Raw genomic sequence first — 22107 nt, forward strand, 5'->3', positions numbered from 1 at the left:
CGGATCTCCGAGGTGTGCAGCGCCGGGGCGAGGCGGGTGCCGAGGCCCCGCAGCCGCGCGACGGCCTCGGCGGCCCGCTCGCGCGGCAGCAGGTACTCCGACTGGAGCTCGTCGCCGCTGCTCGGGGTGAACGCGGCCCGGAAGTGCGGCAGTCGCTCGTGCCACGGGCCGGGCTCCCCCAGTTGCGCGGTGCAGTTGACCGCGGGGAGCCCGGCGATCGGGTGCTGCGGCCCGGTGGCGGGGACCGCGCCCGCCACCGTCCTGGGCGACCCGGCGTCGGTGCGGGACTTGACCCACACCGACGCCCGGTCGGAGCCCCACGTGGTGAACGCGCTGACGCTGTACCCGGACGCGAAGACCTCGCCGAAACCGGCGGCGAGGCGCTCCAGGTCCAGGCCGAGAAAGACCTGCTGGGCGACCTCGTAAGCGGGCTCGACGGCCAGCGTCAGCTCCGTCACCACGCCCAGTGCGCCGAGGGAGACCACCGCACCGGGGAAGACCGTCGGATCGGCCGACCGGCTGAGCCGGCGCAGCCCGCCGTCCGCGTCCACGAGTTCGAGCGCGAGCACCGCCGAGGCCAGCCCCTGGTTCCCGTCCCCGGAGCCGTGGGTGCCGGTGGCGACCGCGCCGGCCACCGAGAGGTGCGGCAGCGAGGCGAGGTTGGCCAGGGCCAGGCCCGACCTGTTCAGCTCCGCCGCGATCTCGGCGTAGCGCAGCCCGGCGCTCACCCGGACCGAGCCGCGGTCCGGGGCGATCTCCAGCACCCTCGGCAGGGCGGCGGTGCTCACGAGGTCGCCGGTGGTGTCCGCGAGCGCGTTGAAGGAGTGCCGCGACCCCAGCGCCCGGACGCGCCCGGCCCCGCGGACCACCTCGCGCACCTGCTCGACGCTGGTGGGACGGTGGACGCGTGCGGCGGAGTAGCGCAGGTTCCCCGCCCAGTTGGTCAGGGTGTTCGGGGGCGTGTCGGCGGGCATCTGGTCTCCTCGATGTCGGTCGGGTGCGGCTCAGGCTTCGATGATCTCCAAATCGTCGGGCAGGCCAGAGGACGGTCGCATGCGCGCGGCGGACGTGCTCCGGCGCGCGGCCGCGCGCCGTGCTCCCCGCAGTGCCCCGGACCGACGCTGCGGCGATCCGCCAACTCCCTGGTGGCGCAGGCAGGTTCGTGCTTGGGTGGGCGTCTGCGGCAGGGCGCCGCACGCAGGGACGGCTGGGGGCGAGGGTGCTGAGGGAACTCGACGGACGGACGGCGCTGGTCACTGGAGGGACGCGGGGGATCGGCCGCGCGGTCGCGCGCCGGCTGGCGGGAGCCGGGGCAGTGGTGGTGCTGACCGGCCGGGACGCGCAGGAGGCCAAGGACGCGGCGGCGGAGGTGGCCGCCGAGTCGGGCGGGGCGGTCACCGGGCTCGCCCTCGACCAGGGCGACCAGGCGCAGGTGGCGGCGTTCATGGCCGCGCTGGCCGAGGGCGGCCGGGGCCTGGACATCGTCGTCGCCAACGCCGGGACGATGGGCCTCGGCGGGGTGCTCCAGGACATCACCGACGCGGACGCGCGCGGCGTGGTGGAGGTCAACCTGCTCGGCACCTTCGCCGTCCTCCAGGGTGCCGCGCGGATCATGGGCCCGCGCGGCCCGGGTTCGATCGTGCTGCTGACCTCGCTGGCAGCCTCGGCGGGCGTGCCGTTCATGGCGGCCTACGCCGCCACCAAGGGCGCCATCGCGGCGCTGACCCTCAGCGCCGCCCAGGAGTTGGGGTCGCAGGGCATCCGGGTCAACGCGATCGCCCCCGGGGTGATCGAGACCGACATGACCGCCCCGTTCCCGCGCGAGAGCCTCGACGAGGTCGCCCAGCGCACGCCGTTGGGCCGCCTGGGCACCCCCGAGGACGTGGCCGCCGCCGCGCTGTTCCTGGTCGGCGACGAGGCGTCCTTCATCACCGGACACGTCCTCGCTGTCGACGGCGGCCTCCAGCCCTGATCCCGCCCGTCGTTCGTGTTGTCGTCGTTTTTGATGACCATTTCGGGGAGATTGAGGGATTCTCGCGGTTTGGTCATGGTGTGCGGTTTTGGGGGATCTGTGAGGCGGTGGTGGGGGATTGTTGTCTGTGCCCGGCCGAAGTACCAGGAAGCCGGGAGCACAGCACAGTTGAGAGGGGTTCAACCATGTTCGGTGGACGTCTGAAGAAGGCCGTGGCGCTCGGGTCGGCGGCGGCGGCGCTGGCCGGGGGAGCGGTGCTCGGCGTCGTGGGTACCGCGTCCGCGGCGCCGCACCCGGGGCCGGGGGACCACCACCAGCGCTGCCACGAGGTGAGGGGGCAGTGGGTGCGCACCTGGCACCCCGCCTACCGTGACCACCACGGCAGGCGTCACCCCGGCTACTGGACCCGCACCTGGGTCCCCGCCCACCGGGTGTGCAACCGCTAGTCAGAACCCCTCCCGCACACGGACGGTCTCCCCGTCGGCCCCGCGCCGGCGGGGAGACCGTCCGTGTGTCCCCCCGCGTCCCTCCGTCCGGTGGGAGCGGGCCCGCCGAACGACCGGATTCGGTGGATTTCGGAAACCGGCGGTCCCCGGCGGGGCGTGACGGCAGGTGTCAGCAGGGAGATCACCTCAGGGGGTTCGCAATGATCCAGAGTCTTGCCCGACTGCTCACCGTCAGCGCCGTGGCCGGCACGGTCGCGGTCGCCGGGATCGGGACCGCGTCGGCGAAGAGCAGCATCGATTTCCAGGCCACCCCGCACACCCAGCACGTCGGCCAGTGGTTCGGCGTGCACGGCACCGGCGCCTCCGACGCCGTCGGGTGGCAGCGGTACTGCGTCCAGGAGCGCTACGGCAACGGTGGCGCGTGGCAGACCGTGTGGTGCGGGCGGACCGTCGACTCCACCCGGCAGGACGCGTCCGCGTACGGCAAGGTCCGCGCCGGCCACACCGGCGTCCTCCAACTGCGCGGCGTGCTGGAGGGAGTCCAGAGCGCCTCGGGCGGCCGGACCTGGCTGGACGCGGAGTCCGGCGTGGTCAGCGTGACCGTCGTGCGCTGAGCACGCCGCCAGGCAGCACGTCAGCATGTCAGCACGTCAGCAGGGCGGAGGCGCGGAGCCGGACGGGGGAGCGGTGCTCCCCCGTCCGGCTCCGCGATGCGGTAACCACCGTCGGCACGGTGGCGAAGGCGGCGCGCGCAGCGGTCAGTCCGTCAGGTCGGGGATGGGCGTGACCGGCTCACCGGCGGAATGCGGGCTCGCGAGCCGCGTGGCGAGCTTGCAGCTGTAGAACGGGGCCGTGAAGTCGCACGAGCTGACCTGGACGACTTCCGCATGTGGTGCCGTGCCCACGCTGACCCAGTAGCCGGCAGGCACCGCCTCGCTGAGCACCATGACTTGGGTTTCGAGGAAGCGGGGATCGCCCGCGTACCTCTCCGGGAACGGTTCGACGTCGGCGACGAGCACAGCAGCCATGCGTTCACGGTAGGCACAGCCACGGCGGGGGACGCGGCTCCCACGCCGTGTGCGATCCCGAAGCCGGTCGATCCCCGGGCCGTCGGCGGCCCGGGGTCAGGTCCCGGCAGCGGTGAGGACGGAGTCGTCCTCGGGGCGGGCCCCCGGCAGGCGGTGGCGGGCGGCGGCCAGGGCGCTGTCGACGTCGCGGGTGCCGGTGACGACGCACAGCGTGTAGCTGATGTCGTCGAGGCGCCGCCGGGCCTGCTCGTCGCCGTCCCCGGCGCCGAGCGCGGACAGCGCCGCGTACTCCTCGACCAGTCCGTTCAGCACCGTCGGATGCGCCATCAGCACCGTCGACCACCCTCTTCGCATGTCAGGACGGCGACACCGTGTCGCCCCCAGGGCCGTCTGCCCCGTTCGGCGACGGGCATGCGCAGGGGTTCCGGGGAGGAATGGTGGAGGAGTCAGCCGACCCGGACGGTGACCACGGCCGAGGTCCGGTCGACGGACGTGCGGCCCGGGGCGGTCACCGCGAGCAGCTGGGCGCGGAACGACAGTCTGCCCGCCCGCGTCGCGCGCTCCGACAGGTTCAGCGTGGCGGCGGAGGTGCAGCGCAGCGTCCGCCAGGTCCGCGCGCCGGTGCGCTGGTCGATGCAGACCAGCATCGTGTCGCCGCCGAAGTCGTCCGAGACGCCCGAGGCGGTCAGCGTGACGGTGGCGCCCACGGGGACCGTGGCCCTGTCGGCGTGCAGGTCCAGGTCGGACTTGGCCACGGCCGGGGCGGCGGCCAGCAGGCCCGCCCCCGTCGAGAGCGCCAGGACCGCTGCCGCGGTCCTGAGGCGCCTCATGGACCGCCGGGATATCGAGAACATGACAGACCTTCTCCTGGAGAGCCCGCAGTCAGCAGGCAGGTAACGGGAGTCGTGCCGCGCAACGCGCACGGCGCGGCAGCCGAGTTCTATCACCACGAGCCATGGTGGGCGGTAAGAGCGCGCCGCGCGGACGGTAGGAACACGCACGTCAGGCGACGACGTGCCGAGCCCCATGGCTCCGCGGGTCGCCGGTCGCCGGGCACCGGACGTCAGGCCGGAGCTGTGGCCGCAGTCCGCCGCTCCAGCCGCCGCGTCTCCCGGATCAGCAGCGCGAGGACGACGGCCAGGATCGCGGCCGCCACCGCGATCGCCGGCTGGCCGAGCCAGCGCGTGCAGAGCACGCCGATCAGCGCGCCGATCGTGAACGACCCCACGATGACGCCGTACTGCTGCGCGCGCGAGCGCGCGGCGGCGTCCCGGTCCACGAGCCACCGGCGCGTGGCGACGATGCACTGCCGGAGGTTGCCACTGGTCATCACCGTGGCATACGGGGCGTCGTGCAGGGTCGTGAACGTCGAGAACTGCAACGCGGCCACGAACGCCACCGTGACGGTCGTGACGCCCGCCGGAGGGTGTCCGGGCAGGGACGCGACGGCGGCCAGCAGCACGATCTCGATGGTCACCACAAGACGCAGCGGTCGACGGACCACGGCCATGAGCCGGGGCGTCCCGAGCAGGTCCACCACGAGCACGCCGGCGACGAAGGCGACGATGGGCACGAGCCGCAGCGCCGCCGCCTGCCAGTGCCACGAGGTGATCTGCGTCCAGAACAGCACCACGTTGCCCGACTGGAGGTTGGCGAACACCTGGTAGAGGACGAGGGTGAACGCGTCCAGGAACCCGCCGACGCAGGCCAGCAGCGCTCCCACGGGCAGGTTGTCGGTGCGGCGATGGATCGTCACCACGCGGACCGGACCTCCGGAGTCGCCCGATCGACGGCCGAGGCGACGCGCCGGGGCGTGACGGGCCCGGTCGGATGGTGCGACGTCATGCGGCCACTGTGCCAGGGGCGGGGGCCGTCTCGTCGACGCCGCTCCGCACCGTCGGCCGACCGAGGCAGGACCGCTCAGCCGGTCCACCCGGACAGCGGAACGAGGCGTCTGCCCGGGACAGGTGTGGCCGGGGAGACGGGCATGACGGGCGTGACGGGCGTGTCGGATGGGCCCGTGGGGCGGCACCGGGCCCAGGTGCGTGCGCGCAGGCAGCCGAGGGCGTAGCCGTACGTGAGCGTGGCGGCGTCCAACCACCAGCGCAGGAGCGCGGCGAGCGGGAGGGCCGCGTACTGGACCCGGGGCCGAAGCGGGGGCGAAAGCGCGCCCGCCGGGTCGCCGGCCGGCGCGGCGGCGGGGGGACGGGGGACGGCGGGAACGCTGGTGAGGTGTCCGCCGGCGTCGGTGAAGGCGAGCGGCGGCGCAACGGGAAGCGGGGTGGACGTGAGAGAGGCGAGCTGGTCGGCGACGCCGACCGGCGTGGCGGCGTACTGGACGGCCGCAGGCTGCGGGTCGGCGTCGGCGATCAGGTTGTCGCGGTAGGCGGTGAATCCGGAGTCCGCGTAGTGCCCGAAGTCGGCGCCGGACACATAGCGCGCGGCCGTGCCGGTGTGCGCCTCCTCGTAGAGGTCGAAGGTGGTGTGCGAGGGGTCGTCCCAGCCCGCGAAGATCACCGTGTGGGTGGCGGAGAGCAGGATGTCGCCGGGCAGGAGGGCGTCCGCCGGGATCGGATGGGCGACCAGGGCGAGGTTCCCGGTCCAGAAGTCGTCGCGCTGCTCCAGCGCCCAGGCCATCGACACGAACCCCGAGCAGTCCTGCCGGTACGTGCCGTTGGCGTCGGTCCACCAGGCGGTCTGTGAGTACGGCACCCCCTCGCCGATCCACGCCCGGGCCCGGGCGATCACCTGCGCCCGGCTGATGCTGCGCGCCATGACCGGCGCGGGACCGTAGGGCGCGAGGCGGGAGCTGGCGCACGAGGCGGTGAGGGGGTCCAGCGCAGAGCAGGCGGTAGAACGGTGCTCGGCGGCCGCAGACGGCCCCGCCGTACCGGTGGGGAGGAGGAACACCCAGGCCGCCGCAGTCAGCACACATCCCCGACCCACGGCACGCCTGAACCTTGGGTTTCCGGGTCCGGTCGGACGGAGCATGCGAACCTCCATGAGGTCGTCGGTGGGTGAAACCGCCCGCCCCCGCTTGTCGCTGCCTGCGTTGCCACGGTAGGTGTCCACCGCCTGGGCAGCCATCACCCAGAGCCGAACGGGCGCTCGTTGAGATCTTTGAGCCTGAGTGCGCCCACAGCCGAAGTGGGTGGAATCCGGGTGCGGGACATGGGTGCCCGGTTGGGTGAGCGGTCAAGGGGCGAGCACCGTGCGGCCGGAGAACAGGACGGCGTCGTCGCAGGTCGCGCCGGTGCCGGGCCGGGTGCAGGCGACGGCGAGGACGAGCTGGTCCCTCGGGTCGAACTGGAGGGGGGCGGTGAAGTGCTCGTCCAGCGTCTGGGAGGGGTTTCCGGGGGCGGCCGGGGTCAGGCCGACTTCGAGGAGGACGGTGCCGCCACGGCGGATCTCCAGCAGTGCCGTGTCGCCGTCGGGATTCTGCAGGACGAGGTCGCTGACGTAGGTGGTGGCCTTGGCCGGCACGGTGTACGCGGTAGCGGTGAAAGCGCCGTTGGTGGCGGGTGCCGTCGCGATCCGGAGTCGGGCGTCTGTGGCCTGCACGGTTCCCGTGCCCGGTGGGAGGGCCGCGAGAGCCGGCAGGCTGACCGCGGCGTTCTGCTGCGCCTGTTTCTGCGCGGCGGCCGCCTCCTGCTGCGCCGCCTGGGCCTGCTTGAGGGCCTGCGAAGCCTGCTGCCGGGCCTGCGCCGCCTGTTGTGCGGCCTGGCCTGCCTGCTGTTGGGCGCCTGCGGCTTGGGAGTTCGCGCCTGATGCCTGCTTCTGTGCCCCTACGGCCTGGGTACCGGCCGCGGCGGCCTGCGAGTCGGCGCCGGAGGCCTGCCGCTGGGCGCCTGCGGCCTGCTGTTGGGCGCCTGCGGCTTGGGAGCTCGCGCCTGATGCCTGCTTCTGTGCCCCCGCGGCCTGGCTGCCCGCCGCGGCCGCCTGCGTACCGGCCGCGGCCGCCCGCGAACTCGCGCCCGCGGCCTGACTCTGTGCGCCCGCGGCCTGCTGCTGCGCCCCTGACGCCTGCTGCCGGGCCCCTGCGGCCTGGGAACTCGCCGCGGAGGCCTGCTGTTGCTGTGTGTTGGCGCTGTTGGAGACCGCGGACTGGGTCGGGGTCGGTCTGAAGACGGTCGCGAGCAGCACGACCCCGGCGATCACCAGCGCCCCCGCGAGCACGAGCAGCTTCAGCAGCGTCGGAGAGACCAGCGGCACGGTGTGCAGCGCGCCGACGGCGGTCTGCTCCTGTCGCTCCTTGTCGACCGCGAGGACCTGGAACGGGATCGGGCGACCGCGGCGGAACCAGCCGACCTGCCGGGGCCGCGCCTTGAGCGGGACCAGCAGGCTCATCCCCGGGGCGACGGTGACGACGGATTCCCGGAAGCGGAAGGCGAGCTGGGCGTCCTCGTCGTCGGCGAACAGCTCGACGACCAGCGGCGCGTTGCCCAGGTTGTCCACGGCCGCGCGGAAGCGTGCGGTGCCGCGCCCCCGGCGGGTCCTGGGGAGCAGGTCGAGCGCGAACTCGGTGAACGGGCCGACGACGGCCGTGCCCTCCTCGACCGAGGACCCTTCCACGTCCTCCCGGGAGACGGCCCGGACGGCGAACGGCAACTCGCCCGCAGGCACCCTCGGCGACCTGGGCGGCCTCAGCGTGAGCCGGGCGGTGGCCGCCTCACCGGGCAGGACGTTGACCTTGTCCGGCGTGACCTGGGCCCACTCCCTGGCGTCACCGAGGACGTCGAGGAGGAACTCGTCGACGACCCCGCCGTCGTTGCGCAGCCGGATCTCGCAACCGGCCTCCTGCCCCGCCGCGACGCGGACGGGCTCGTCAGGCAGCGAAATGGTGACTCCCATGCCCCCAGAGTCGGCGGACGGGCCGAGGAGCGTCAGCCGCGAAGGGGAAGCCGTTGGGTCCCGGCAGCAGGCCCGATGAGGAAGAGTCGACAACCCCCGGAGAGGGAACGACCGCTGGCCTGCCCACCCGCAGCGTCCCCCGAGCGGGTTCCCGGCCGCCAGGGCAGCGCCGGGGGCCCGTCGGGCTGCCCGGTCGGGCACGACCTCGGCGACCGAGGGCCTCACGCTCGACGAGAGGGGTACGGGCCCGTCACCCCGGACGGCACCCCGGCCCCACGAGAGGCGGTGGGGTGATGAGAGCGACAAGCTGGGCAGTGGCGGCCGCCCTCACCGGGGCCGTGGTCATGGTCCCGGTGGCGCTGGGCGAGGCCGGGCCGGGCGGACCGGTGTTCACCGCCGTCTCCGGGCGCCCCGCCCCTGCCGCACCCGCGCCCCCGGCCGTCTCCGCGACGCCGCCGACCGCCACCGGGCCGACGGCCTCCACGGCGCCCGCCTCCGCCCCGGCTGCCGCCGTCGGCTCCCCGGCCGGTCCGGTCTCCCCGCTGACGGGGCTTCCCGGCGGCGCGGGGCGGGTCCTGGCCGTCAAGGTCGACAACGTGGGGGCGGCGCAGACCGAGCAACTCGGCCTGAACGCCGCCGACGTGGTGTACGTCCTCCAGGTCGAGGGCGGGCTGAGCCGGTACCTCGCGGTGTTCGACAGCGCCCACGCCCCCTCGCGGGTCGGCCCGGTGCGCAGCGCCCGGCAGAGCGACATCCCGCTGCTGGCCGCCTACGGGCGCGTCGGCCTGGTCTACAGCGGCGCGATCTCAGGACTCCTGCCGGACCTGGCACGGGCGAACCTCGTGGGCGTCACGCCGGACAGCGGCCTGTTCAGCGACGGCGGCCTGATGCCCACGTACATCGGACCCGCGCAGGTCTTCGCCGCGCACCCGGGCCTGGCGCGGGCGAAGGACGTCGGCTTCACCTTCGGCCCCGAGCCCGCTGCGGGCGCCGCCGCAGGCCGCGTGACGGTGAACATGCCCGCCGCCGCGTTCACCTTCACCTTCGCCGCGAGCGGTTCGCGCTGGCTGGTCTCGGTCAACGGCCACCCGGCCGCCCCCGCCGACCAAGGCCGCCTCACCACCGCCAACGTGATCGTCCAACATGTCGCGGTCGTGCCCGGCGCCTACACCGACCACAACGCCGGCCGGCCCGACAACGAGGTCGTGTCGGTCACGACGGGGCAGGGCGCCGCCGACTTCTACCGCGACGGTCGGGTCTGGCACGGGCGCTGGTCGAAGCCGGCCGACACCGCCCCGACGAGCTACACGGTGAACGGCGCGCCGATGCGCCTGCGACCCGGCCGCACCTGGGTCGTGCTGGTCCCCTGACGCCAGGTCCCGACAGACCCTGATCGGGAGAATGCATAAAGGATTCATATAAATCGGCTATGCTTCTCGCATGAGTCGCCGAGACGCCGCGCACGGCGCTTCCGATGCCATCGGGTCAGCCCTCTACGGTCTGGCCACCAGGGCCGTGAGACGCCTTCCCCGCGACATGAGCCTGACGTCCGCCGCCACCTTGGCCACCCTGGACAAGACCGGCCCGCGACGGATCACCGATCTGGCGGCGGCCGAGGGCGTCACCCAGCCCGCGATGACCGTCCTGGTCCGGGTGATGGAGGAATCCGGGCTGGTCGAGCGGACGGGCGATCCGTCCGACAAGCGCGTCACGCTGGTATGCCTGACCGAGGCCGGCGCGTCGTACGTCCGGGCCCGACGCCAGGCAGGCGTCGACGCGTACGCGCGGTTGATCGACGAACTCACCGGTGACGAGGTCGAGGCCCTGGCAGCGGCACTGCCTGCGCTGACGCATCTGGCCGAGCTCGAAAGCCACGCCCGACAGGAGTCGGACCGGTGACCGCGGCCCAGGCTCATGACCAGCCCACGAGCACTGCCCTGAAACGTTCCGAGACACGTCTGCTGGTCCCCGCCCTGATGTTCGTCGCCCTGGTCGTGGCGGCGGTCGGCAGCCTCGGGACGCCGCTCATCACCAGCGTGGCGACCACGTTCCACGTCTCGCTCGACAGCGCGCAGTGGACGCTCACCATCGCCCTGCTCAGCGGCGCCGTCGCCACCCCCGTCCTCGGCCGACTCGGAGCCGGTCCGCACCGGCGGACCACGATTCTCGCCACGCTGGCGATCGTCGTCGTCGGCAGCGCGCTCACCGTGCTGCCGCTGCCGTTCGCCTGGCTGCTCGCGGGCAGAGCGGCCCAAGGCGTCGGACTCGGTCTCACCGCGCTGATGATGGGCGTGGCCCGCGACCATCTTCCCGAGGAGCGCAGCGCGGCCACGATCGCCCTGATCTCCGTGGTCTCCATCATCGGAGCCGGCGTCGGCTACCCGCTGGCCGCGCTGCTCGCCGAGTTCGGCGGACTGCGGGCCGCCTACGGCCTCGGCCTGCTCATCACCGCCATCGCCTTCGTGACCGCCTGGCGCTCGGTGCCCGCGGCTCCCGAAGGCCGCTCCGCTCAGGTGAACGTCGCCGGTGCGCTCGTCCTGGCGGGTGGACTGTTCCTCGTCCTGTTCCTGGTCGGCGAGCGGAGCCTGTGGAGCCGTCACCTCGCCGTGGCGGTGAGCCTCGCCGTCGCCGCCGTACTCCTGCTCTGCATCTGGACCGTTTCCGAACTGCGAACCAAGACGCCCCTGGTCGACGTCCGCGCGGTACGTCACCCGGCGGTCGCCGGGGCGAACATCGCCATGTTCGTCGGCGGGAGCGGCATGTACCTCCTGCTCACGCTCATCACCCGCTACGCGCAGACGCCGCACAGCGCCGGCTACGGCTTCGGACTGACCACCTTCGTGGCGGGCTTGGTCCTCATCCCCTTCTCCGTGCTCGGGTTCGCCGCCGGCAAGCTCACGCCGCGGGTCCGGAAGAGGATCGACGGCCCCCTGCTCCTGGCCGGCAGCGCCGCCATCGTCGGCGGCGGGTTCGTCCTGTTCGCCACCGCCCGGTCCAACCTGGCCGAACTGCTCGCGGCCATGGGCGTGCTGGGCTTCGGCGTCGGCAGCTTCTCGGCCGCCATGCCCAGCGTCATCCTGGCCGTCACCCCCAAGAGCGAGACGTCGAGCGCCATGAGCTTCAACTACGTCGTCCGCAGCGTCGGGTACTCCCTGGGCAGCGCCATCGGCGGTCTGGTCCTGGCCGCCGGAACCGACACCGGCCGCCTCTTCCCGAACGACGACGCCTACACCACCGCGGCGCTGGTCGGCGTCGCCGCGATGGCGATCACGACGATGACCAGCCTCGCCCTCGCCCGCCGGCGCTCACCCGAGACCGATCAGAGCACAGCGCCAGCCGGTGTGCCGGGCCAGGACCGGCCCAGTCGAACCGGAAGCTGAGGACCGCCCGCATGCGGTCACTATGGTGAATGCGACGTCAGATGTGAAGTCCCGAACACAGGAGGTGCCGTGGCCAAGGGCTACTGGGTCAGCGTCTACCGGAACATCAAGGACCCCGAGAAGCTGGCTGCCTACAACAAGCTGGCCGGGCCGGCCGTCCGGGCCGGGGGCGGGCGGCTGCTCGCCCGCGACGGCCGGGTCGTCGCACACGACGCCGGAATCGCGGAGCGCACCATCCTGATCGAGTTCGACAGCTTCGAACAGGCGGTCGCCGCCCGTGCGAGTGCGGCCTACCAGGAGGCGCTGGCCGTACTCGCTGACGGCGTCGAGCGCGACTTCCGCATCATCGAAGGCCTCGACTGACGACCGAGACCGCGTCGGCGACGAACACGAAGCCGACTGCGGGGTTCATCCCGGCCCGTCAGCGCGCCGCACGTAAGAGGTCATTCGTAGTGGCGATGTAGTCGTCGGCAGTCGGCGAGCCAGGCGGCGATCGAGGACGACAACTGCCATACACGGCCAGGGTGTGTTCATGACCGCGCCGACCCCGCCCGAACGGGTGGAACCCGGGCGGGACACTTAAGTCGCACTACTGAACCACCGATACGTTGACTTGAGCAGACCAAGGCCCGCCAAATCAGACGCGACCCGCCGTGGGTGGAGGATCGAGAGGGGATGATCGTGGAATACCGTGATCTCGTCGTCGAAGGCGGCAAGCGCTACGCGAAGTCGAATGCCATGGGGCTTGCAGCATGCCCGGGAGCACCCGCACCCGCACCGCAGCCTTTTGGGCTAAATGGGTCAGACATCCGATGACGACGTCGATGCCACACTCGGTCGATCGCCGCCAGGCGCTGCGTCAGGGCGCCTTCTTCATTGCTTCTGTCGGGGCGCTTTCGCTCTCGGGTGAGGCGCGCGCAGAGGCGCAGGCCTCACCCATCCAGCAGTGCACGCCGCCCACGAGGCTGCCGCTCCAGCCTGAGTTCCCCACCTCGCCGCCCGACGCATTGCCGGAGCCCGTGCGCAGGAACCTCGAGACAGCAATGCGCGCAGCGATCAAAGTGGTGTCGCCGGCACCGCGGTACCGCGGATTCGGCGCCGTACTGGTCAACGTGGATGATGGTCGGATCGTCGCGGAGGCGAAGGGGGGTGACGGCCCCGGAACGAATCATGCGGAGCTCAATGTGCTCCGGAACTTCGGCCTCTTGCACCCCGATGGGGAGGCTCTGCATAAGACTGTTCTGGTGACGACGGCCGAGCCATGCCCTATGTGCGCGACGTGTGCCATCTTCTCGCGGGTGGCCGGCGTGGCGTACGGAACCTCGCTCGAGTTCCTCATCGGACATCCGCCCACCCGCATGCCGATCCGGATCTCGATGCCTCAGGTCGTCGCGACGGGCCCCCTGCCGAACATGCCGGTGGTCGGGGGCGTGCTCCACGAAGAGACGGATCCGCTCTTCATGTGACCGTGCACCGGGCGCGCCCTGACCGGCATCGGGGGCCGGCGGCGTCACTGAAGGATCTTCCGGACGGGCCTCCGGCTCGATCGAGAAGCCCGACGCGCCGCCCGCTGCATCGAAGCCGAGGTCCGGAGAGCGCCTTCTACGATCGAGTCCGGACTTGCGCCCCGCACCCCGGCATGGCGGGCATCGGGGCCGTGCCTGGCCCCTGCGACGCCTTCCCGTTCTCCGGGCGTCCGAGCGACGGGGATGCAGAAAGGCTTAAAGACTTTATTTCAGGCATCAGTCATAGTCGAGAATCGAGAGGGGACGATCATGGAATGCCGTGATCTCGTCGTGGGACTTGCGGCATGTTCGGGAGCACCCGCACCCGCACCGCAGCCTTTTGGTCTATTTGGGTCAGATGTCCGATGACGACGTCGATGCCACACTCGGTCGATCGCCGCCAGGCGCTGCGTCAAGGCGCGCTCTTCATCAGTGCCGTTGGGGCGCTGTCGCTCTCGGGTGAGGCGCGCGCAGACGCCCAGGCCTCACCCGTCCAGCAGTGCACACCGCCCACAAAGCTGCCGCTCCAGCCCGAGTTCCCCACCTCGCCGCCCGACGCATTGCCGGAGCCCGTGCGCAGGAACCTCGAGGCAGCAATGCGCGCAGCGATCGACGTTGCGGAGGGGGCGGCTCATTCATTCGGTTACGGCGCCGTACTTGTCGACGTGGGCAATGGTGAGATCGTCTGGCGGGCGGCGAATACCGGCGGCGCCGACCCGTCGGCCCATGCGGAGCTCAACGCGCTCCGGGGGTACAGCATCAACAAAGGCAGCTTTACTGCCGCCTCCACGACCGTCTTGGTGACGACGGCCGAGCCATGCCCTATGTGCGCGACGTGCGCTCTCTTTGCGCGCGTGGCCGGCGTGGCCTACGGGACCTCGCTTGAGTTCCTTATGGCACAACCAGGCAACACGGTGCCAAGGATCTCAATGCCTCAGGTCGTCGCGACGTTGCCGCCAGGGGATCCCAGGACCAGGATGCCGGTGGTCGGGGGCGTGCTCCACGAAGAGACGGATCCGCTCTTCAGCAGGAAGTAGCCTTTCACTGATCGACGCCCTCGCCGGTGTCCGGGTTGGGGCAGCCTCAATGCCCGGGATCGACCCGGCACCGCGCGGGGAGATATCGTCGCTCCGTTGAGTCATTGCCGCTCCTTACACTGCTACCCGTGCCGGATGCCGGCGTCTCCACCGCCGATACGAACGCAAGGCCGAACACTTCCTCGCCTTCGCCGGCATCGCCGCCACTCTCATTTGCTACCGCCGACTCACCCAATGAGATGACTTGTCAAGTGCGCCGCACGTAGAGGGAAACAGGCACGACGAACAGCGACACCGAGAGAGGCAGCGATGGACCAGGGCACCCGCGGCGAGCTCATCAGTCGGCTGGCCGGGACGGTCACGTCCGTCACGACCACGCACCCGCTACGGGTCGCCATCGACGGGCCGCCCGCCGCCGGCAAGACCACGCTGGCCGACGAGCTCGCCGTGGTCCTGCGCGCGCAGGGCCGCCAGGTCATCCGCGCGTGCATCGACGACTTCCTCTTCCCCCGTGCACAACGCTACCGACGCGGCCAGTACTCGGCCGAAGGCTGCTACTACGACGCCCACGACCAGGCCGCGCTGTGCCGGGTCCTGCTCGACCCGCTGGGCCCGGGCGGCGACCGAACGTTCCGATCCGCGGTCCACGACAGGGACACCGACACCCCGTCGTCCCTTCCGGCCACGACCGCCCCCGCAGACGCGGTGCTGCTCTTCGACGGCGTCTTCCTCCTGCGCCCGGAACTCATCGACCGGTGGGACCTGCGCATCTTCGTGTCCGTCCCCTTCGAGCAGACGGTGGACCGAGCCCGGAGCCGAGGCGCAGCTCTGGCCGGATCCACCGCCGACAGCAGTGAGATCGAACGGTCCTGGCGCGACCGCTACATCCCCTCCCAGCAGCTCTACTTCGCCACAGCCCGCCCAACCGACCACGCCGACGTCATCGTGTACAACGATCAACTCCAACGTCCGGCCTGGGAAGTCCGACCGCAGCGTCTCTAGGCGCAGGAACCCGCTCTCAGAAGCCTCACGTACTGTCGGATGCGCAGCACGTCATCGGGGAAGCAGCTGTCCCAGCCCTGGTCCAGCCGCGTCCAGACGGCGGGCTGCCCGTCCTCCGCGATCAGCGGCTGTTCCGGGTCGCCGATCGCGGCGTAGGAGAGGGACATGGTCACCGGCAGACCCGGGCCGAACGACCGCACCGCCACCGCGGCGGGCCGCTCCAGCAACCGGGGCCGCAGGCCGGTCTCCTCGGCCAGTTCCCGGGCCGCGCCCTCGCGCGGACACTCACCGGGCTCCACCTTGCCACCTGGCGGGACCAGCCCGCGCCACGGATGCCTGACCAGCACGATCTGCTGCATGGCTGCATCCAGAACCCACACCTCGGCGCCCAACGGCTCCACGGCGCCGGCCAACGCAGAGCGGAACCAGGCTCTGGCCCCGTCGAACTCCAGCGTCGCGCTCCCGGCGTCAGCGACGGCAGCATCAAGCGGGCGCTGCTCAAACACGCTACGGATCATTGCGACAGGCTATGGAACGCCACTGACACCGCCGTGCTGCAGCGGCCGGCCCCGCAGACCACCTTGGCCGTGAGCGGCTCGTGCTGGTCCCCTGACGCCCCGGCCCTGGGAAGACCGAAAAGGCACGCCGCATCGCCCTTTCGGCTTCCCCGGGAGCGGTGTCCGATCGTAGGTCGCCGCCGCAGACTTGGAGATGACCCGGCCCGGGCATCGGCCCGGAGGACAGACCTCAGCAACCCAAGCCCATTGCGGGCGCAGGCCTTTGAGGAGGTGCTGAATGTTTGACGAAGTGGTGTTCTTCACCCTGACCCAGTGGCTGCGCGACGACGTGTCAGACCCGGAGCTCGTGCTGATGCGCGAAGAACTCGGCAACTGGCTGGGCCGACCCGACTGGTTCGAAGCACAGTCCGCCGATGACCTGCGCTGGAAGGCCCTGGTTGACGCGCTGAACGAGCGCGACTTCGACCCCTTGGCCCGCAGCCTGCAGCAGATCGGCGGCTCCGGCGAGCCTACCGACCAGGAGAAGCGGGCATGGGCGGCCGGCCTGTGGGAGTTGCTGCGCTCCTCCCCGCAGCCCGCGGACGACCGCGACGTGTCCGGCAGCGCCCCGCAGGACGCCTTCGCCGACGCTGCGCTGCGGGAGGAGGCCAGCGACGAAATGGCGACAGCCGATGGGGCGTTGAACGCCTCCGCGAACGTCTCCGGCGAAGCCACCGACGTTCTCAGAGCCGCTGTGGAGGAAGATCCCCAGGCGGCAGCAGACGTCACGCCGGATCGGATGCGGGAGCTTTCGATCGAGGCTCTAGCCGTGGTGGCAAGGGAGAGGCGCCAGCCCGGGGACTAGCAGCTGACTGACGAAAGGAGCGGATCAGCCATGCCGGAAAAAGCTCTGTGGGATCTCCTCGTCGAAAAAGCACGAGTCATGGTCGATCCCAAGACCGCCGAACAAGCGGGGATCCTCGCTCAGTCGGCCGACTGGGACAAGTACATGATCAGCCGAGTCGGTGTGCCGACCGAGTCCGGCAACGAACCGAGCGGAGCCGTCGACCGACCCCCGACCGCAGAGGACGTCGACAGGGAGTTCCGCGACAAGTACCCCGGCCTCATGCGGCTCGTGGACAGCTGCGCCACCGAGGAATCAGCGAAGGCGTACCTGGCGGACATGGGGGTTCCGGTGGGGCTGCTGGAGGCGATGGCCGGCGGCGTGGACGACGAGATCATCGCGGCGCTCGACGCTGTGCAAGCCGGGAAGTAGCGCGTCAAGGGCACGTTGCAGAGGGAGTGGGAAAGATGACCGACGAAGAAGTCCCCCGCGGTGGAAATCGGAGCCGCCCTAGCGAGCAGGAGAAGTGGTTCCACAACAGGGGCGACGAGATCAGCCTCGACCCGACGCCCGAGCCGGAAAAGGAAGAGGGCGGCCCCGACGACGTCGGCGTTGACCTGGAAGCCGGGCACGGCACCATGTTGGCGACGAAGAAGAAGCCGCGGCGGTACGCGAGCGCTGGGGACTGCCTCTGGAACGCCTTGAAGAAGCTGGGCGGCCTGGTGAACAAGTGGGTGGTCGCTGGGATCGGCGCCCTTGGCGGTGCGGCCACCCTGGCGAGTCTTGTGGTGACGTATTACGCGGCACCTGATCAGCGCAGCAGAATCGGCGCGATCCTTGGGATCACCGGGGCCAGCCTCGTCATACTCACCGCCATCCTGGGCTTCCTCGGACTCCTGGTCCAGTTCTACCCGACGGTCAAGAAGGCGCTCGAGGATGAAGAGCTTGCCACCAGGGACGAGGTCCGAAGGGTGAAAGAGAAGCTGCGCGCGGTCAAGGATCAGAATGCCAGGATGCGAGAGAGGCTGGATGAGCTTGAGCGCCGCGTGTCCGGCCTTGGGGGAAACGGCGACAACCAGGGCTCTTCGCGTGGCTCGATCATCCTGGCGGGCAAGGCAATCGCCGATGGTGCCGGAGACTCCGATGACGATGCCGATGACGATGACGACGACCTGCTGGACCATGATCCCCTGCCCGCCGGCAAAGCCACGGCCGTCCCCGTTGCGAAGCGTATCGTCGCGATTGCAAGTAGCAGCGACACCGACCAGGACGCTGCCGTGAAACTGAAAGAGCCGCAGGCGGAGTTGAAGGAAGTGGCCGACGCGTGCAAAATCCGCGCCGCCCATGAAGAAGCAGCACTTGAAGGTTATGCAGATCAACTCGGGGCCAATGCGGAGTGCCTCGCGAGCGCGCAGAAGATCGCTGAGCAGATCGCCCGCAACGACGAACTGGAAAGCGAAGTCAAGCAGCTCGTCAGCGAGATCGAAAGCGCCGCGGCTTCAGCCGAGAAGAGCCAGACGGAACTGCGGGGAGGAAGCGCGGACGCGAACCAGGAAGAATCGAAACGGGGAGTGAAGAAGACCGTATGATCGAACGGCTGGTCAGACAGGCGACGCCGGCGATTCTCGACCTGCCGGCGTCGCCCTCCGCACGTCGTCGTGGGCCTCGCGTGGAAGTCGACCTTGAGCAGGCCCTGGTTTTGCCTGGCGCGGGCTGCCCGGTCGAGTACCCCTGTCGGGTGACGTCACGGTGTTCGGCCCCATAGGCGTCCGACCGGGGACTCAGCGCGGATTTCGTCGGCCTCGAAGGACACCCGCTTTTCCCGGCCGGCGAGCACAACGGTTCCTCCGCTGAGCCTGGCGAGAGTGGTGGGCCAGCCAGACCAAGCGTCCACCTCGAAGTTCCTCACGCCAACACAGACCAGGACGAACTCATGCGCGTTGTGGCCACGTGCCTGCCACAGTTCGGCGGCGCCGACGGGGACTGCGAAGGCGGAGAACCTCAAGGTGACCGACGCTTCGCGCTCATCGATGAGGACTGAGTCCAAGTGGTAGTCCGTCAGCGGCGGTGGGGGCGAGCCAAGGACTCCACGGACAGCCTCGGGGTTGGTCAACTCGGATGACCAGTCGCGTTCACTCATAAAACGCCTTCGCAGTCGTGGGAGGCAGCACTCCCTGGTGCCGGTGCTGGTCAAGGCGGCTCTCGAACCATCGCCGAGCCGTGTAGGGCGCTTCGTTGGAGCGGTAGGCGTTGAGATGGCCCACTCTCAGAGCGTGCGCGGTGAACGCCAGTGAGAACTCCGGACCGTTCACCGCGACCCCGATCCGGCGCTCCGGGGTGGGGACCCGGGGACCGAACTCGATGTCGACCACCGTGCTGTCGGGGACGCCCCGCATCCGCAGGTCCTCGCCGCAGGCGAAGAACTCGATCTGAGCCTCGAACCGGTCACAGCCGGCTTCAGTCCAATCTGGCGGTGCGAGGTCGGGAAAGCGCGGAATCTCGACACGCAACGTCACACCAGGGCCGTACGGACTGAGGTGCACCGACCTGAGAACCAGGCATTCCAAAGCCGGCAACTCGGTGTAGAGCGCGGTGAACCGCTCGGAGTGGACCAGGAATTGCGGCCATGCGTCGGCTGGCATGGGTGGGCCCTCCGCTCTGGGTTCGGGGTTGTGCCGGACAAGGGTACGGTTCGGGCGTGACCACTGACGCTGGGGCCGCGAGCCGGGTATGGAACGGCGCCTTGGTGCGCTCTCGTGTCGCTGCGATGGCACGGGCAGATCCCGAGCGTCGCCGCTTCGGTGCCTCGCACCACGGTTACCGGCTTCAACCGCCCATGACGGAGAAGGCGATAGGCTCCTTCGAGCAACGGCACGGCGTCATCCTGCCTGTGTCCTACCGGGACTTCCTGAGTACGGTCAGCGGCGGTGGGGCAGGGCCGGACTACGGACTGCCGGGTCTGGCGGAGGAAGTGGCCGACGAAGAGGCACTGCACGACGTCCGGGCGGAGTGTTTGCAGCTGGGTTTCCTGGCCACCCCGTTCCCGCACACCGCGGACCGCCCGGGGCCCGGCCGCGGAGGCGACGCCGACTACTCGGTTGCGGGAACGCTGGTCCTCGGCGAGATCGGGTGCGGTACCTTCTCCCGCCTGGTCATCACGGGCACCAACGCAGGACAAGTGTGGCTCGACGACCGGCTCTGGGGTGGTCTGACTCCCGGCCCGGACTTCCGCGACTGGTACGCGGTATGGCTGGGATCCCAGGAGGAGCCCGAGGCCTTTCAAGCGCTGTAGACGCCTGTGAAGTTGCGCTCGATCCACTCGGCGTCGGTCAGGTAGCGACGGTCGTGGCCCTCGCGGATGTGCTGTCCGTAGGCGGCATGTCCGGCGGCGTGCTGGGCGTACATCCATGCCACCAGTGCTCTGAGCCGCTCCGCCGCGACACGGGGAAGGTGGGCCCGTTGGACGTCCGAGAGCCCGTAGGCGTCCGCGAAGAGGTCCAGGCGACGTCGGGCCTCCGGCAGGGGGAGCGTGAGGTCTGCCTCGTCCGGGGCGTAGAGCGGTACGAACCGGTACGCGGTGTATGCCGCGTCCCAGATCCGGGGACCGGGATGGCAGGTGTCGAAGTCGATGAAGGCGAAGGGCAGCTGATCGCGGAACACGGTGTTGTAGGTGGCCGCGTCGCCGTGGCAGATCACCTCCGCCGGCTCACGGGGCGGAAGCTGCCACACGTCCTCCGGGGTCCGCACGAAACCGGATGTGGCGTCGTGGAATCCGCGCAGTAGCCGGGCCGCCGCGACCAGGGAGGCGTCGCTGCGCACCTGGGGCGCGGCGAAGTCGTGTCCGACCTCCCCGGGCAGGTACTCGACGCGTTCCTCCGTCCCCTCCTCGCTCAGTCCGCGTGGCTTCGGAGCCCCCTCGAAGCCGGCCTCAGCGACGTGTGCGAGCAGGCGTTGAACAGTCCCGCTCCACGGTCCCGCCGGACGGCGTACGAGATCGCCTTCCCGTACGACCTGGTTGACGCCCCCGACGAACACTTCCCGATCTTGCACAGGGGCAGGATAACGATCCGGGCACGTGTCATGCGCCTTTGACGGTGAGGTTGGTGGTGATGAACCGGGCCGTGCCGGGCTTGGTGGGCAGGGGGTCGGGGACGGGGCCGGCGGGTGAGGGCATGGTCGCGGGTTGGACGACGGTGAAGAGGGCCTGGAAGAGCGCGCCCTGGAGGAGCATGGGCTTGCCGTTGAGGGTGGTCCTGGTGAGGTTGCTCGGGGCGAGGACGAGTTGGAGGCGGCCGGTGCCGGGGGTCGCGTAGGGCGGGGAGGTGTACGGCAGCGGGGCTTTGAGGGTGGGGGGCAGTTCGTCGCCGAGGAGGCAGGCGGGGGACCCGTTGACGGTGACCTTCCGGCTGGAGCCGATCAGGGGGGCGGGGGCGGAGAGCAGGGGGACGACGCAGGGCGGCGCGATGGTGACCTGCACGAGGTCCTGCGTCCTGATGAGGTTGTCGGCCATGGCGGCCTCCCGCTGGCGGGGTGGGTGGGTCACAGGCTGAGGGCGAAGAACTCGATCTCGCTGATCGCGACCGTGTCGTTGGCGGGCGACTGGAAGCTGCTGACGATCTGGATCTGCATGCTGGTGACGGCGACGGCGCCTTTGACGGGCAGCGTCTGGGGTTTCTGGGTGTCCTGGAGGGTGATGGTGTCGCCGGCGTGGTTGGAGTAGACGAGGTGGAGGGCGGAGGGCCGGTTGACCGCGAGGTAGTCGTTGGAGGCCCCGCTGAGGACGATGAGTCGGCGGATGGTGACGGCCTTCTGGAAGTGGACGGTCAGGGTCGGGTAGTCGGCCCCGGAGGTGCCGATGAGTGGGGTCCAGGGTGCCGCCCAGTACGTGTCGGTGAAGCCGTCGACGGCGGCGGAGGCGGGGTGTCCGGGTCTTGCGGTGTTGCTGCTCGCCTGGTCGGGGTGGACCGTGGTGTAGCTGTTGGCGATCCGCTTGGCGACGCTGTTCCTGATGCGGGAGATCTCGCTGTCGACATCGAAGCGGACCAGCGGGATCAGGGCGTAGGCCAGCGTCGCGACCAGGACGAGGATCCCGAGCACGTTGCGCAGCACGCGCAGGACGGCCTTGGCCGGTGGCTCCGGTGACGCCTCCTCGGTGCCCGCTCCGCGACGCCTGTCGATCGGGACCGACTTCAGGCCGCGGTGCAGGACCCTGCGCCGCCAGGAGAGCCGGGCGGCTGCGGCGGCCTCGTCCAGCGAACTGCCGCAGCGCCGGCAGAACTTGCGGGTCGGGCTGTTGCCCTGGCCGCACTCGCCGCAGATCAGGTCGCCCGGCCGGATCTGGCGGCCGGCCCGGCTGGGAGCCAGTGTGACCAGACGCGGGTGCAGGGGCTGGGGTGTGAACTCCTCGGGCTCGTTGTCGGTGCGGGGGTTCACCGGCGCGATCAGGGCCTCGGGTTCGGCCGTCGCGGCCGTCGCGGCCGACGGGGGTGGTGGCGGGGGAGATGGCGGTGGCGCGGAGCGCGGCTCCCGTGCCGCCGGCGGCGGG

At 70.8% G+C, this 22107-nt stretch carries 27 protein-coding genes and 1 pseudogene; 15 read left to right on the top strand and 13 right to left on the bottom strand.

Translation table 11 applies throughout. The features are described 5' to 3' along the window. Positions 1 to 974, bottom strand: a 974-nt coding sequence (locus TR50_RS21150) for an FAD-binding protein (RefSeq protein ID WP_042423764.1), incomplete at its 3' end; no start/stop codon positions are given. Positions 975 to 1219: 245 nt separating this feature from the next. Between TR50_RS21150 and TR50_RS21155 the strand changes: the two genes are divergently transcribed. The 3 genes from TR50_RS21155 (at position 1220) to TR50_RS21165 (ending at position 3032) form a co-directional block, all read left to right on the top strand. Next, positions 1220 to 1972: an SDR family NAD(P)-dependent oxidoreductase gene (locus TR50_RS21155; RefSeq protein WP_236654512.1), complete on the top strand. Its 753-nt coding sequence runs from the start codon at positions 1220 to 1222 to the stop codon at positions 1970 to 1972. 185 nt (positions 1973 to 2157) lie between these two features. Further along, complete coding sequence (locus TR50_RS21160; RefSeq protein ID WP_042423767.1) at positions 2158 to 2418, top strand: hypothetical protein; 261 nt, start codon at positions 2158 to 2160, stop codon at positions 2416 to 2418. A gap of 200 nt (positions 2419 to 2618) precedes the next feature. Next, positions 2619 to 3032 (top strand): hypothetical protein, encoded by a 414-nt coding sequence (locus tag TR50_RS21165; protein ID WP_042423770.1) that lies wholly within the window; start codon positions 2619 to 2621, stop codon positions 3030 to 3032. A 144-nt stretch (positions 3033 to 3176) separates the two neighbouring features. On the opposite strand, the gene TR50_RS21170 is transcribed toward TR50_RS21165, so the two are convergent. The 6 genes from TR50_RS21170 to TR50_RS21195 all read right to left on the bottom strand — a co-directional run bounded on the left by TR50_RS21170 (position 3177) and on the right by TR50_RS21195 (position 8297). Further along, positions 3177 to 3446: a hypothetical protein gene (locus TR50_RS21170; protein WP_042423773.1), complete on the bottom strand. Its 270-nt coding sequence runs from the start codon at positions 3444 to 3446 to the stop codon at positions 3177 to 3179. A gap of 96 nt (positions 3447 to 3542) precedes the next feature. Continuing rightward, positions 3543 to 3779 carry a DUF5133 domain-containing protein gene (locus TR50_RS21175; RefSeq protein WP_042423776.1) on the bottom strand — a complete coding sequence of 79 codons (237 nt, stop codon included), beginning with the start codon at positions 3777 to 3779 and terminating at the stop codon, positions 3543 to 3545. 113 nt (positions 3780 to 3892) lie between these two features. Beyond that, entirely contained in the window at positions 3893 to 4276 is a 384-nt protein-coding gene (locus tag TR50_RS21180; RefSeq protein ID WP_042423779.1) for a hypothetical protein, read from the bottom strand. Positions 4277 to 4509: 233 nt separating this feature from the next. Then, positions 4510 to 5205 carry a YoaK family protein gene (locus TR50_RS45665; RefSeq protein WP_042423782.1) on the bottom strand — a complete coding sequence of 232 codons (696 nt, stop codon included), beginning with the start codon at positions 5203 to 5205 and terminating at the stop codon, positions 4510 to 4512. Between the two features lie 161 nt (positions 5206 to 5366). Beyond that, a complete protein-coding gene (locus TR50_RS46830) occupies positions 5367 to 6221 on the bottom strand; it encodes an NlpC/P60 family protein (protein WP_052441156.1) in 855 nt (284 codons plus the stop codon). Between the two features lie 420 nt (positions 6222 to 6641). After that, positions 6642 to 8297, bottom strand: coding sequence for a COG1470 family protein (locus TR50_RS21195; RefSeq protein WP_042423785.1), 1656 nt, complete (start codon positions 8295 to 8297; stop codon positions 6642 to 6644). A gap of 293 nt (positions 8298 to 8590) precedes the next feature. Here TR50_RS21195 and TR50_RS21200 point away from each other — a divergent pair, with 293 nt between their 5' ends. The 8 genes and pseudogenes from TR50_RS21200 (at position 8591) to TR50_RS21230 (ending at position 15221) form a co-directional block, all read left to right on the top strand. Beyond that, on the top strand, positions 8591 to 9667 hold the full coding sequence (locus tag TR50_RS21200; protein WP_152648526.1) for a DUF3048 domain-containing protein: 1077 nt from the start codon (positions 8591 to 8593) through the stop codon (positions 9665 to 9667). 70 nt (positions 9668 to 9737) lie between these two features. After that, complete coding sequence (locus TR50_RS21205; protein WP_236654514.1) at positions 9738 to 10196, top strand: MarR family winged helix-turn-helix transcriptional regulator; 459 nt, start codon at positions 9738 to 9740, stop codon at positions 10194 to 10196. A gap of 77 nt (positions 10197 to 10273) precedes the next feature. Beyond that, a complete protein-coding gene (locus TR50_RS21210) occupies positions 10274 to 11677 on the top strand; it encodes an MFS transporter (protein ID WP_084700685.1) in 1404 nt (467 codons plus the stop codon). A gap of 69 nt (positions 11678 to 11746) precedes the next feature. Continuing rightward, positions 11747 to 12040 (top strand): DUF1330 domain-containing protein, encoded by a 294-nt coding sequence (locus TR50_RS21215; protein WP_042423795.1) that lies wholly within the window; start codon positions 11747 to 11749, stop codon positions 12038 to 12040. Positions 12041 to 12489: 449 nt separating this feature from the next. Then, positions 12490 to 13143 (top strand): tRNA-specific adenosine deaminase, encoded by a 654-nt coding sequence (locus TR50_RS42730; protein ID WP_160311144.1) that lies wholly within the window; start codon positions 12490 to 12492, stop codon positions 13141 to 13143. A 404-nt stretch (positions 13144 to 13547) separates the two neighbouring features. Next, a complete protein-coding gene (locus TR50_RS42735) occupies positions 13548 to 14219 on the top strand; it encodes a deaminase (protein WP_160311145.1) in 672 nt (223 codons plus the stop codon). Between the two features lie 130 nt (positions 14220 to 14349). Further along, a pseudogene (locus TR50_RS45670) lies at positions 14350 to 14457 on the top strand (IS5/IS1182 family transposase); the annotation flags it as partial. 71 nt (positions 14458 to 14528) lie between these two features. After that, positions 14529 to 15221 (top strand): cytidylate kinase family protein, encoded by a 693-nt coding sequence (locus tag TR50_RS21230; protein WP_042423797.1) that lies wholly within the window; start codon positions 14529 to 14531, stop codon positions 15219 to 15221. Here TR50_RS21230 and TR50_RS21235 read toward each other — a convergent pair. Beyond that, positions 15218 to 15727: an NUDIX domain-containing protein gene (locus TR50_RS21235; protein ID WP_304941208.1), complete on the bottom strand. Its 510-nt coding sequence runs from the start codon at positions 15725 to 15727 to the stop codon at positions 15218 to 15220. The genes TR50_RS21230 and TR50_RS21235 overlap by 4 nt on opposite strands. A 289-nt stretch (positions 15728 to 16016) precedes the next feature. Between TR50_RS21235 and TR50_RS21240 the strand changes: the two genes are divergently transcribed. Genes TR50_RS21240 through TR50_RS21250 form a run of 3 tightly spaced genes read left to right on the top strand, consistent with a single transcriptional unit; the run spans position 16017 to position 18151 of the window. Then, positions 16017 to 16583, top strand: coding sequence for a hypothetical protein (locus TR50_RS21240; protein ID WP_042423803.1), 567 nt, complete (start codon positions 16017 to 16019; stop codon positions 16581 to 16583). A 30-nt stretch (positions 16584 to 16613) separates the two neighbouring features. Next, entirely contained in the window at positions 16614 to 16994 is a 381-nt protein-coding gene (locus TR50_RS21245; protein ID WP_152648527.1) for a hypothetical protein, read from the top strand. Between the two features lie 35 nt (positions 16995 to 17029). After that, positions 17030 to 18151, top strand: a complete 1122-nt coding sequence (locus TR50_RS21250; protein ID WP_042423809.1) for a hypothetical protein — start codon at positions 17030 to 17032, stop codon at positions 18149 to 18151. Between the two features lie 155 nt (positions 18152 to 18306). Here the strand turns inward: TR50_RS21250 and TR50_RS21255 are convergent, their stop codons facing one another. Together TR50_RS21255 and TR50_RS21260 are read right to left on the bottom strand one after the other, a co-directional pair. Then, positions 18307 to 18702, bottom strand: a complete 396-nt coding sequence (locus TR50_RS21255) for an Imm50 family immunity protein (RefSeq protein ID WP_152648528.1) — start codon at positions 18700 to 18702, stop codon at positions 18307 to 18309. Further along, positions 18695 to 19204: an Imm50 family immunity protein gene (locus tag TR50_RS21260; RefSeq protein WP_042423814.1), complete on the bottom strand. Its 510-nt coding sequence runs from the start codon at positions 19202 to 19204 to the stop codon at positions 18695 to 18697. Before TR50_RS21260 ends, TR50_RS21255 begins: the two co-directional genes overlap by 8 nt. A gap of 194 nt (positions 19205 to 19398) precedes the next feature. Here TR50_RS21260 and TR50_RS21265 point away from each other — a divergent pair, with 194 nt between their 5' ends. After that, complete coding sequence (locus tag TR50_RS21265) at positions 19399 to 19854, top strand: SMI1/KNR4 family protein (RefSeq protein ID WP_236654515.1); 456 nt, start codon at positions 19399 to 19401, stop codon at positions 19852 to 19854. Here TR50_RS21265 and TR50_RS21270 read toward each other — a convergent pair. The 3 genes from TR50_RS21270 to TR50_RS21280 all read right to left on the bottom strand — a co-directional run. Continuing rightward, complete coding sequence (locus tag TR50_RS21270; RefSeq protein ID WP_042423822.1) at positions 19842 to 20612, bottom strand: phosphotransferase; 771 nt, start codon at positions 20610 to 20612, stop codon at positions 19842 to 19844. The two genes, TR50_RS21265 and TR50_RS21270, sit on opposite strands and share 13 nt — an antisense overlap. Positions 20613 to 20640: 28 nt before the next feature. Further along, positions 20641 to 21072: a contractile injection system spike tip protein gene (locus TR50_RS21275; protein WP_052441161.1), complete on the bottom strand. Its 432-nt coding sequence runs from the start codon at positions 21070 to 21072 to the stop codon at positions 20641 to 20643. A 29-nt stretch (positions 21073 to 21101) separates the two neighbouring features. After that, positions 21102 to 22107: NADase-type glycan-binding domain-containing protein (locus TR50_RS21280; protein WP_236654516.1), on the bottom strand; the 1006-nt coding region annotated here is incomplete at its 5' end.

The sequence above is a fragment of the Streptacidiphilus anmyonensis genome, assembly GCF_000787855.1.
Classification (GTDB): Bacteria; Actinomycetota; Actinomycetes; order Streptomycetales; family Streptomycetaceae; genus Streptacidiphilus; species Streptacidiphilus anmyonensis.